This is a genomic window from Providencia vermicola, assembly GCF_020381325.1.
GTDB lineage: Bacteria > Pseudomonadota > Gammaproteobacteria > Enterobacterales > Enterobacteriaceae > Providencia > Providencia vermicola.
The window spans coordinates 185110-197073 of the sequence record NZ_JAGSPI010000012.1 but is presented as its reverse complement, the minus strand read 5'-3'; the positions used below and the strand labels follow the sequence as shown (position 1 = coordinate 197073).

At 41.4% G+C, this 11964-nt stretch carries 10 protein-coding genes; 3 read left to right on the top strand and 7 right to left on the bottom strand.

What is annotated here, in order from left to right; translation table 11 throughout:
• Positions 1 to 255 precede the first annotated feature (255 nt).
• The 4 genes from hemG to pepQ are packed head-to-tail and all read right to left on the bottom strand — an operon-like array spanning position 256 to position 4259.
• A complete protein-coding gene (hemG, locus tag KDJ85_RS17640) occupies positions 256 to 780 on the bottom strand; it encodes a menaquinone-dependent protoporphyrinogen IX dehydrogenase (RefSeq protein WP_225820759.1) in 525 nt (174 codons plus the stop codon).
• Positions 781 to 830: 50 nt separating this feature from the next.
• Positions 831 to 2282, bottom strand: a complete 1452-nt coding sequence (gene trkH, locus KDJ85_RS17635; RefSeq protein ID WP_225820758.1) for a Trk system potassium transporter TrkH — start codon at positions 2280 to 2282, stop codon at positions 831 to 833.
• A gap of 28 nt (positions 2283 to 2310) precedes the next feature.
• Positions 2311 to 2925, bottom strand: coding sequence for an IMPACT family protein (locus tag KDJ85_RS17630; RefSeq protein ID WP_225820757.1), 615 nt, complete (start codon positions 2923 to 2925; stop codon positions 2311 to 2313).
• Positions 2925 to 4259, bottom strand: coding sequence for a Xaa-Pro dipeptidase (gene pepQ / locus KDJ85_RS17625; protein ID WP_225820756.1), 1335 nt, complete (start codon positions 4257 to 4259; stop codon positions 2925 to 2927). The genes KDJ85_RS17630 and pepQ overlap by 1 nt, the downstream gene beginning before the upstream one ends.
• A gap of 257 nt (positions 4260 to 4516) precedes the next feature.
• On the opposite strand from pepQ, the gene fadB reads away from it, so the two are divergent.
• Positions 4517 to 6709, top strand: a complete 2193-nt coding sequence (gene fadB / locus KDJ85_RS17620; protein ID WP_225820755.1) for a fatty acid oxidation complex subunit alpha FadB — start codon at positions 4517 to 4519, stop codon at positions 6707 to 6709.
• A gap of 4 nt (positions 6710 to 6713) precedes the next feature.
• Positions 6714 to 7880 carry an acetyl-CoA C-acyltransferase FadA gene (fadA, locus tag KDJ85_RS17615; protein WP_225820754.1) on the top strand — a complete coding sequence of 389 codons (1167 nt, stop codon included), beginning with the start codon at positions 6714 to 6716 and terminating at the stop codon, positions 7878 to 7880.
• A gap of 351 nt (positions 7881 to 8231) precedes the next feature.
• Here the strand turns inward: fadA and fre are convergent, their stop codons facing one another.
• The 3 genes from fre to pepE all read right to left on the bottom strand — a co-directional run bounded on the left by fre (position 8232) and on the right by pepE (position 11254).
• Complete coding sequence (gene fre, locus KDJ85_RS17610; RefSeq protein WP_206086353.1) at positions 8232 to 8933, bottom strand: NAD(P)H-flavin reductase; 702 nt, start codon at positions 8931 to 8933, stop codon at positions 8232 to 8234.
• Positions 8934 to 8943: 10 nt separating this feature from the next.
• Complete coding sequence (gene ubiD, locus KDJ85_RS17605) at positions 8944 to 10416, bottom strand: 4-hydroxy-3-polyprenylbenzoate decarboxylase (RefSeq protein WP_206086352.1); 1473 nt, start codon at positions 10414 to 10416, stop codon at positions 8944 to 8946.
• A 112-nt stretch (positions 10417 to 10528) separates the two neighbouring features.
• On the bottom strand, positions 10529 to 11254 hold the full coding sequence (gene pepE / locus KDJ85_RS17600) for a dipeptidase PepE (protein WP_206086351.1): 726 nt from the start codon (positions 11252 to 11254) through the stop codon (positions 10529 to 10531).
• 163 nt (positions 11255 to 11417) lie between these two features.
• Between pepE and rfaH the strand changes: the two genes are divergently transcribed.
• On the top strand, positions 11418 to 11915 hold the full coding sequence (rfaH, locus tag KDJ85_RS17595) for a transcription/translation regulatory transformer protein RfaH (RefSeq protein ID WP_225820753.1): 498 nt from the start codon (positions 11418 to 11420) through the stop codon (positions 11913 to 11915).
• Positions 11916 to 11964: the final 49 nt, after the last annotated feature.

The following is an 11964-nucleotide window of genomic DNA, read 5'->3' as shown; positions in this document are numbered from 1 at the left end:
CTTCTGGGTCGTTGCTGCGAGGTGACGTATATTACGTTTTTCTTTTAGAAAGTCAAGTGTTTATTTTCAACTTTTTCTTTCTTCACCTCCGTTATCACTGGGTTTCCCCTTTTCGCCGAAGCGGTTTGTCGTGACAACGGATGCGCATTATAGGGAGACGAAAAAATCTCGCAAGTGTTTTTTTGATATTTCTTACTGACAGCCGAATAATTAAACAATTCGTATAAAAAAAACATGATTTGTTGATAAATCACACTATAGATTATCAAACTCAATCGCAAAGTAGGAAACCTTCTCCCAATTGGTGTACTCAATTTCAGTATTAGGGTCTGTTGGTCCATCAGTCATTTTCATAATGAGACGGATCATCACTTTGTCGAACCATTTATAGCGCGGGTAAAACAACGCCCCCGCAAAAACAGACTTCAATGCTGGCTTCCAAGGACAAGCCTCCAGAAACTTACGTGTATAAGCATTTGTCTCTACGGTATTCTTGCCTTCTTTCCTTGCTGTCAGGTTCACTGCAAAGAAAGCGGTCTTCATTGAATTCAACTGGCTTTGATGAGAAGTCACGAAACGCTGAAGTTTTTTATTAAAATGCCCATAACGGATAGAAGCACCTACCAGTACCTTTTCATAAGCAGATAAATTAAAATTTTGCTCTGTATTCAAATCGCGAATATCACACTCTCGCCCTAAGCTACGCAATTGCTCTGCTATTTTTAAAACAATTTTTTTCGTCTGCCCATCCGTACTGGAATGTAGAAGTAAATAACTCATTATCGTTCCTAGATTTTTATCATTTCTATATATAGCAATATTGTACTGTATTACTCACGCCAAAACGTTGGAGTCAATAACACTAATAAGGTAAACACTTCTAAACGACCAAATAACATGGTAACGACCAAAATCCATTTACCCGCTGGATTCATACTTGTGAAATTATCCGCTACTGTGCCTAACCCAGGTCCTAAGTTATTCAATGTAGTCGCAATCGCAGAAAACGCTGAAAATTCATCGACACCTGTTGCGATAAGTAATAAGAGGCTGACAACAAAAACCAATGCATACGCAGAAAAAAAGCCCCAAACAGCCTCTATTATACGTTCAGGAAGTGCTCTTTGACCAAGCTTGATGGTATAGACTGCATTTGGGTGTACCAGCCGTTTGAGTTCGCGGGAACCTTGTAAAAACAATAATAAGATACGGATAACTTTTAAGCCGCCCCCTGTTGAGCCTGCACATCCACCAACAAATGCTGCACACAATAAAAGCATTGGCAAAAATAGCGGCCAACCAGAGAAGCTATCTGTAGTGAAGCCTGCCGTTGTAGCCATTGATACAACTTGGAAAAAAGCCTGATCAAGTGTTTGACCCAAACCGCCGTAGACTGAGTGGTACATCAATACCGCAGTACACACCACCACGAGAACAAATTGGAAGCTGATAAACATCTTAAATTCAGGATCGCGCCAATAAATACCAAGGCTTCGCCCAGTTAAAACTGCAAAGTGCAAACCAAAGTTACACCCTGAGATAATAAGGAAAACACCAATAATGGTATTAATTGCGGGGCTATTAAAGTAACCGACGCTGGCATCGTGGGTAGAAAACCCACCAATAGCAATTGTTGAAAAGCTATGGGAAATCGCATCAAACACATCCATCCCAGCTATCCATAACGCAATTGCACAGGCTATCGTCAATAATACATAGATAAGCCAGAGTGTTTTTGCTGTTTCCGCAATTCGAGGACGCATTTTATTGTCTTTCAATGGCCCTGGCATTTCTGCACGATAAAGCTGCATTCCCCCAACACCTAATAGTGGAAGAATAGCAACTGCAAGCACGATGATCCCCATCCCCCCAAGCCACTGCAACATTTGTCGGTAAAATAAAATTGCTTTAGGTAAAGAATCGAGTCCTGTTAATGTTGTTGCTCCAGTCGTCGTTAAGCCAGAAAAGGACTCAAAAAAGGCATCCGTCACGGAAAGGTTTGGTCTTTCAGAGAAAATAAACGGTAATGCTCCCACACTGCCCAATACGGTCCAAAACAAGACAACAATAAGAAAGCCTTCTTTCGCTTTTAATTCATGTTTGCTATTACGCGTAGGTAACCATAAAAATAGACCAATTAATAACGCCGTAACGAAGGTCTGGCTGAAGGCTCGCCCCGCACCATCGCGATAAATTAACGCGACAATACCGGGAATAACCATGGTAAAAGAAAAAATGATGACAAGCAGCCCGACAATACGGGTTATTGCACGAAAATGCATTCGGCAGGTTCCTTGCTAAAGCGGTTGACTATTCCGATTCTGGCGTGAGCGTTAAGGCACCACGGCTTATATCGCGTAATTTATCATTGACCTCCTGCTCAAGGGTAGCAGGAATTGTAATTTGCAAAGCAACAACTTCATTATAATCACTGTGCAAGATCACGCCATTGACCTGAGCAAGCAGCTGTTCTATTGCATTAATTAGCGAATAATCACACACTAAATTAAACACTTTTTGCGGGACTTTGGTTTGTGTCGATAATATTTTCAGCGCTTGTTGTGCGCCATTACCATAAGCTTTAACTAACCCACCAGTACCTAATTTTATCCCACCAAAATAACGCACAACCACACAAGTGATTTCCCCTAACTGACTACCTAAGAGCTGCGCCATAATAGGTTTACCCGCCGTCCCTGTAGGTTCCCCATCATCGGAAAAACCCAATTGTTGAGAATCGTCAGGACGGCCAGCAACGAATGCCCAGCAATGGTGCCGAGCATCGGGGTATTGTGCTTTAATCGATTGAATGTAATCTTTCGCCGCTTCAATACCCTCGGTATGAGCTAAGTAAGTAATAAATCGGCTTTTTTTAATTTCTTCTGTAAAAGAAATCGTTTCTGCCGGTATTAAATAAGGTTTCATTAACGTAAATGCAGGTCTCGAGTCATATTTTCGATGCGGTTAGCATGGATCACGATATTGTCTTCAATACGAATACCACCGTATGGCTTAAAGAACTCAATTCTATCCCAATTAAAATGCTGACTAAACTCACCCGTTCTCCACGATGAAAGCAGAGATTCAATGAAGTAAAGACCTGGCTCGATAGTTAACACCATTTTGGGTTCTAGAACACGAGTACAACGCAAGAAAGGATACATTTTTGGCGCGGCAAGATGTGTCCCATTGTCGTCTTGCATAAATCCAGCTGCATCATGGACTTGCAGACCTAATGGATGCCCTAAACCATGAGGTAAAAATGGTGTAGTTAAACCATTCTCAACCATTGATTCTTCACTAATACCATTAACAATATCATGTTTTGCAAGGATTTTTGCTATACGATGATGCATATCCACATGGTAATCAGTGTAACGAACGCCCGCTTTAATTGTATCGATAAGAGAAAGCTGCTCTTTATTAACATCTGAGACTAATTCAGCAAATTCATCCTTGCCTTTTGCTGCATACGTTCTCGTGATATCAGCCGCGTAACCGTTATATTCGGCGCCTGCATCAATCAAGAAACTCCGTAATTCAGCAGGAACGGATTGCTGTAATTTAGTGTAATGAAGCACTGCTGCATTTTCATTCAATGCAACAATATTGCCATACGGCACGTTAGTATCACGGTGGCCTGTTGACTGTAAGTAACTGACATTAATATCAAACTCACTCATTCCAGCACGGAAGGCTTCCAATGCAGCAAGATGGCCATTTACCGCCATTTTTTGCGCTTCACGCATGCAATACAGTTCGTAGTCTGTTTTATAGGCACGATGGAAATGGTAATAGTCTAAGACTGGCTTCGGATTGATATTATCTAAAGAGATGCCTAAAGATTCGGCTCTTGCTGCCGCTGAACCAATATAAGCTACATTCTCTTTTGGTAAACTGGCCAGGAACCCTTTGATATCATCTGCATTTTTTAGATGAATTAGTTCGACATCTTTCGTCCAAAAGCCATTTGGAAGTGGCTCAACACTGTGCCAATAATCAACGGGTGAGTAAAACCATAATTTAGGTTTATTAACACCGTCAACTAATAACCAAGAATGGGGGACATCCGTAACAGGAACCCAAGCCTTAAAGTGCGGATTAACCTTAAATGGGTAGTCACTATCATCAAGAAAGATGCGAAGTGGTTCACCCGAATGAATCAATATGGCATCTAATTTGCTGCGCTGTAAGACTTGCTGAGTTCTGTTTTGTAACGTTTTAATATGATCAGCGTAGAGTGCAGTCAGTTTTTCCATTTCCTTCAACCTTTCAGCATTAATTAGAAAATTCAAGCTTATCACGTTCTGTTCTTAACGGATATGCACTCCGTTGCAAATCTAAACTAATTAATTGATAAATAATAAAAATATCATTTTAAAACAATAGTATTTAGCTTAATTGCTGTGACCAAGATTCCAAATTTGTTATTAACTATTTGCAATTAATTAACATTCTAGTCACACTAAAATCATCTGGTCGTACCAGATAACTTTTTCATGTAAAGGAGAACAGAATGCTTTATCAAAGTGAAACAATCTATATTCAATGGTTGAAAAAAGGTATTGCAGAACTGGTTTTTAATTCACCAGGGCCAATCAATAAGTTGGATACCCACACCGTTGCTTCACTGGATGAAGCCGTGTCTGTTCTTGAGCGTCAACCTGATCTGCAAGGTGTTATTTTCCGCTCTGACAAATCTGCTTTTATTGTCGGAGCTGACATCAAAGAATTCCTCTCATTATTTGAAGCACCGAAAGAAACCCTAAGTGAATGGCTGCAATACGCTAATAGCATCTTTAATCGCATTGAAGATCTTCCCGTTCCGACGATTTGTGCAATCAATGGTTATGCACTTGGTGGCGGCTGTGAATGTGTTTTATCAACAGATTTTCGGATCGCCTCACCTGATGCTCGCATTGGTTTACCCGAAACGAAACTTGGTATCATGCCAGGGTTTGGTGGCTCTGTTCGTTTGCCAAGACTAATTGGTTTAGATAGCGCGCTAGAAATTATTACTGCTGGTAAAGATGTCAGCGGGCCTCAAGCACTCAAATTAGGGCTAGTTGATGCCGTAGTTGAAACCGAAAAATTGCCACAATCTGCTTTAGCCATTATTGAGTCAGCCATTGCGGGTAACATGAATTGGCAGAAGAAACGCCAACCTAAACTGGCTCCTCTTCAATTAAGCCCACTTGAGCAGACCATGAGCTTCAATGTTGCAAAAGGCATGGTGTATCAAGTTGCAGGAAAACACTACCCAGCGCCAATGGCGGCGGTCAATACCATTGAGAAAGCAGCAAATTGCACTCGTGATGAAGCGCTTAAACATGAAACAGCAGCTTTTGTCCCTCTCGCTCACAGTGATGTTGCCCGTTCATTGGTCAGTATTTTTCTTAATGATCAACAAATTAAATCCAATAGTAAAAAACTGGCTCAAAATGTTAAAGCGCCAACTCAAGCCGCTGTTTTAGGCGCAGGTATTATGGGTGGAGGGATAGCTTACCAATCCGCCAGTAAAGGTGTGCCAGTACTAATGAAAGACATCAATGAGAAGTCTTTAGATCTTGGTATTGAAGAAGCCCAAAAACTGTTAAATAACCAGTTTGAGCGGGGGCGCATTAGTGCAGCTAAAATGGCAACAACTTTAGCCGCGATCCACCCTTCATTATCTTATAATGGCATTGAAAATAGCCAAATCATTGTCGAAGCTGTGGTTGAAAATCCCAAAGTAAAAGCCGCCGTGCTATCTGAAGCGGAATCACTTGTTTCACCAGAAACGATACTGGCATCTAATACTTCAACAATTCCAATTTCCACATTGGCTCAATCCTTAAAACGCCCAGAAAACTTTTGTGGCATGCACTTCTTCAACCCTGTACACCGAATGCCTTTAGTGGAAGTTATCCGCGGTACACAAACGTCTGACGATACTGTCGCAAAAGTCGTTGCCTATGCAAATAAAATGGGCAAAACACCAATTGTGGTGAACGATTGCCCTGGTTTCTTTGTGAATCGTGTTCTATTCCCTTATTTTGCAGGTTTCAACTTATTACTCCAAGATGGTGCGGATTTCAAAGAGATCGACAAAATCATGGAAAAAGAATTTGGCTGGCCGATGGGCCCTGCTTATTTACTTGATGTCGTTGGTATCGATACCGCCTTCCACGCTGAACAAGTGATGGCGCAAGGTTTCCCTGAGCGAATGAGTAAAACGGGTAAAAATGCAATTGATGTGATGTATGAACAACAACGTTTTGGCCAAAAGAACGGGAAAGGCTTTTATCAATACGAAAAAGATAAAAAAGGAAAACCTAAAAAAATCAATGACCCACAAACCGATGAACTACTGAATTCTATCTGCAAAGTTAAGCGTTCATTTACGAAAGAAGAAATTATTGCTCGAATGATGGCACCAATGATAAACGAAGTCGTTCGTTGCTTAGAAGAAGGCATAATCCAAAGCCCTGCAGATGCAGATATTGCGCTAGTTTATGGCTTAGGCTTCCCTCCATTTAGAGGTGGCGTGTTCTGTTATTTAGACACACTCGGTAGCCAATCATACTTAAAAACTACGGAAGCATTAGCATCATTAAGCCCGCTTTATCAAGCACCTGAGGGCTTAAAAGCAAAAGCGATGACTAATGCTACCTATTACCCACAACCACCTGTTGTGGCTATTGATCTCAAAAAAGTTGCGAGGGGTTAATTTTATGGAAAACGTCGTCATTATTGATGGAATACGTACACCAATGGGTCGTTCAAAGGGTGGAGTATTTCGCCATGTTAGAGCTGAAGACCTTTCTGCGCACCTTATGAACGCAATTTTTGAACGCAATCCTAGTGCAAGTAAAAAAGAATTAAATGACATTATCTGGGGATGTGTACAACAAACATTAGAACAAGGTTTTAATATTGCAAAAAATGCCGCTTTATTGACGGATATTCCCCATACTGTGCCTGCTGTCACGGTGAACCGCCTTTGTGGTTCATCAATGCAGGCGGTACATGATGCGAGCCGATTAATTATGACGGGTGATGCAAATTCAGTCTTAATTGGTGGTGTGGAACATATGGGGCATGTGCCTATGACACATGGCATCGACTTTAACCCTAAACTCACATTACGAGTAGCAAAAGCCGCAGGTGCAATGGGGTTAACCGCAGAAATGTTAGCCAAAATGTACAAGATTAGTCGAGAAGAACAAGACGCCTTTGCGCTTAGGTCTCACCAACTTGCCGCTGCTGCCACAAAAAATGGAAAGTTCGCCAATGAAATCGTAGCTATTGAAGGGCATGATGCTGATGGGAATCTTATTTCCGTAAATTATGACGAAGTCATCCGCTTAGACGCCAGTCTTCAAGGGTTAGCTGCCCTTCGACCTGCCTTTGATCCTGTAAATGGTACAGTAACGGCGGGGAATTCATCTGCTTTATCAGATGGCGCATCCGCCATGTTACTGAGTAGCGAAAGCTATGCGAAGCAACATGGCATAAAACCGAGAGCTAGAGTCAGGGCAATGGCCGTTGTTGGCTGTGATCCATCTATTATGGGATTTGGCCCTGTGCCTGCGACTGAAATGGCGTTAAAACGAGCAGGCTTATCTTTAAATGATATTGATATTATTGAGTTAAATGAAGCATTCGCGGCTCAATCCATCGCATGTTTAAAAGGGCTGAATATTGCTGAAAGCCTCATTGATGAGAAGGTAAACCTAAGCGGAGGAGCTATTGCGCTGGGTCACCCATTAGGTTGCTCTGGAGCAAGGATCACTACAGCATTACTAAATCAGTTAGAGCAAAAAGATAAGCAATTTGGTTTAGCCACAATGTGTATTGGTTTTGGTCAGGGTATCGCCACAATCATTGAACGAGTTTAATACCCATTTCGTCAAACATTGCATTTTGTCGATGTTCCCGCCTAGTCAGGGGCGGGTTTTTTTTGCCTTTTCTTACCAAATACCCGTGGCTCATCTGCCATAATTTCGACTAATAGTTTTGGCGACAAAAAATTATTTCAAAGCGTTTTAACCTTGAAATGACTGTATAAACTAAGTGAAGTCCCCCTGCAATCCGCAACACTGCCATATTAAATAATATACCAATGCAAGTTTAACCCTCATAGTTCAGATTGTAGGTAGACGGCAAGCGAAGATATTCCTAGGAGCGTAGATAACTACATGACTCGGGGAGCTAAGTAAAGCCCCCCCTACAATTTGAAATATGGCGAGTTAAATAAATTCGTAGGCATCACCAAACAAGCGTTCAACTTTAGCTCCACGCTCATTACAAAAACGATCCCTCGCGCTTTTCGCCATCTCAAAACGACCTGCAATATAAATATCATGTTCTGAAAGGTCGCCAAAATCCTCTAATACTGCGCTAAGAACTGTCCCTGTGCGGCCTCGCCACAATTCATCGGGTTGTTCAACAACAGGAACGACTTTTAGACTAGTGTATTTTTCACTCAGTGCTTGAAGTTCACCAAGATCATACAAATGCTCTAATTGACGCCCTCCCCAATAGAAGGTGATATCCCGTTGAGGGTTTTCAGCTAAAGCGGCAAGCAATATTGAATGGGTATAAGAGAACCCTGTTCCTCCCGCAATTAAAATCATTGGGCTTTGACTGTCTTCACGAAACCAGGCTTTGCCATGAGGGATATCGATATCAATGCGCTGTTGATCTAAAATTCTATCCATCACCGCCATGGCATATAAATTAATTTCAGAGGCACCAATATGCAGTTCGATTGTGCCTTTGGTGCAGAGTGTAGATGCCATTGAAAAAGGTCGTTTATCTCGCTCATCCATCACAACCATCAAATATTGACCAGCTTTAAAATGAAAGGGACCATCTGGCAACAAAATAACCCGATAAACCGTATCCGTGATTGATTCGACAGATGTGACTTTACAGCTTAAAGTTGCCATGCTTTCCCTCTTATTTTTCAAAAATTTTCAATTGTTCCCAGATATCATCAATGCGAGATTTAACGCTTTCCGTCATGACGATTGGGCGGCCCCATTCACGATCTGTTTCACCTGGCCATTTGTTTGTCGCATCAAGCCCCATTTTTGAACCTAAACCAGACACAGGGGAAGCAAAATCAAGATAATCTATTGGGGTATTTTCCATCATAACCGTATCTCTAGCAGGGTCCATACGCGTTGTAATAGCCCAAATAACATCCTTCCAGTCACGTGCATTGATGTCATCATCACAAACAATAACAAATTTAGTGTACATGAACTGACGCAGGTATGACCAGACCCCCATCATGACTCTTTTTGCATGCCCTGCATATTGCTTTTTCATTGTTACAACCGCTAAACGGTATGAACACCCTTCGGGAGGGAGGTAAAAGTCGACAATTTCAGGAAATTGTTTTTGTAAAATTGGCACTAAAACCTCGTTTAGTGCTTCACCAAGTACCGCGGGCTCATCCGGTGGGCGGCCAGTATATGTTGAGTGATAGATAGCGTCACGGCGTTGAGTAACATGAGTGACGGTAAACACAGGAAAGTTATCTATTTCATTATAATAACCCGTATGATCGCCATAAGGTCCTTCTGGTGCCATCTCACCAGGCTCAATATAGCCTTCAAGAATAATTTCAGCACCAGCAGGAACTTCAAGATCATTGGAAATACACTTAACCACTTCCGTTTTATTACCGCGTAATAAACCCGCAAAAGCGTATTCAGATAACGTATCTGGCACAGGAGTAACTGCGCCTAAAATCGTTGCTGGATCAGCGCCCAATGCAACAGCGACAGGAAACTTTTCCCCTGGATGCGCTTGGCACCATTCTTGGAAGTCTAATGCGCCACCACGATGAGACAACCAGCGCATGATCACTTTATTTTTGCCAAGGACTTGCTGACGATAAATACCGAGGTTTTGGCGCTCTTTGTGTGGCCCTTTAGTGACCGTCAACCCCCACGTAATAAGTGGTGCGGCATCTTCTGGCCAACAATGCATTACTGGAATTTTAGTCAGATCAACATCTTCACCCGCCCAAATTTGTTCCTGGCACGGAGCTGAGCTTAAGCGCTTAGCTGGCATATTCAAAACTTGTTTGAATTTAGGTAACTTGTCGAATAAGTCACGGAAACCCTTCGGAGGATCTGGCTCTTTTAAGAACGCGAGTAGCTTGCCAACATCATGCAAGGCTTTAATGTCTTCTTGCCCCATTCCCATCGCAACCCGCTTGGTTGTCCCAAACAAATTACATAGAACAGGCATATTGTAACCTTTTGGATTTTCAAATAATAAGGCCGGTCCCCCTGCTCTTAGGGTGCGATCTGCAATTTCAGTCATCTCCAAATAGGGATCGACTTCCATTGTAATGCGTTTTAACTCGCCTTGCTTTTCCAGCTGCGCGATAAAATCTCTAAGGTCACGATATTTCATTATCTTCTTTTACTATTACAGAGGGAGTCTCATTATAAGACGTCCGGCCAAGGTTACAAGTTACTGTCTAAATCATTTAAAAATCAATATTTTTCTGGTTAAGTATACCATTTTACTGGCAATCAAAAGGGACTAATTTTTCTAATAATAATGTATCGAACTGCTCTGGGAATGTTTTGTTGTGCTGAAATAATTTAAAACCTTCATTCTTACCACTAAAATAATGAAGTTCATTCCCTTTAATTTGCAAGCCGCTACCTTCTCGAAGCGCAACAACCACTTCATGTGGGTTAATTACACAAAACTCTTGTAGTCTTTCATCACGTGTTTCCCCCATATGCCCAGAAATATGAGCATCAATGTAATGTGGGTTAATTTGTAATGGAAAGAGCCCCAAAGATGGCATAATAGCTGCGTTACTCACTGGCATATCATTGGTTGTGCGAATACTTGGTGTTGCTACATTACAACCTGCACTCCAACCAATGTATGGAACACCACGCTCTCTGACCGCACGTTGAATCGCCACAATCAAACCATTTTCATGTAGGCACTTGTTTAACCACCAAGTATTACCACCGCTAACCAGAATACACTCTGCTTGTTCAATGGCTTCAACTGGGCTAGAAAAATGCTCTATAGTCGTTACTTTAATGCCTAGTGCTTCTGAAAGTTGTTCTGCACGCTCATCATGAGAGCCACGCAGAACAGCATATGGAACGAGAACAGCAGATTTGATGTTTTTACGGGTAAGTGTTTCTTTAATTCGAGGTAAGGCATAGCTTAACCAAACTGAGTTTCCTGGTAATTTACCATTACTCAACAAAAAGATATCCATTGTGTCTCCTACAAACTTAGGTTCTATATTACAGTGGTCATAAGCCGCAGCTTGATGATTTTAACTTACGGATATGAATAATATTGTGCAGAGGTTCATTAGTCACATTGTTCTGTCGTAATTTGTTATCATAAACATATTATTGTCATACGAGATTCAAAAAATGGAAAAATGGTACCTGCTTTATTGCAAACGAGGCCAAATTGAACGTGCTATTGAGCATTTAAATAGACAGAACGTAATCTGTATGACTCCCATGACTGAGATGGAAAAAATTGTTAGGGGTAAAAGGACAACGGTGCAAGAAGCATTATTTCCGAATTACTTATTTGTAAAGTTTGATCATAACGAAATTCATACTACGACGATTCAATCCACTCGGGGTGTTAGTCATTTTATTCGTTTTGGCAAATTACCTGCCGAAGTACCAGATGAAGTTATTGAGTTATTGCAGCAGGCACCTATTGCTCATATGCTTGCACCAGAACTCCCAAAATCAGGCGATAAAGTGATAATTACAGATGGCCTTTTTGCAGGAGTTCAAGCTATCTTTGATGAGCCTAATGGAGAGTATCGTTCAATTCTCCTATTGAATATTTTAAACAAAAATGTCCCAAAAGTACTCGAAAATACGCAATTCAAAAAATCACCTGAGTTGTAATTCAAAACAATAAAAGCCCATTATTATGGGCTTTTATTGTCAGTAAAAT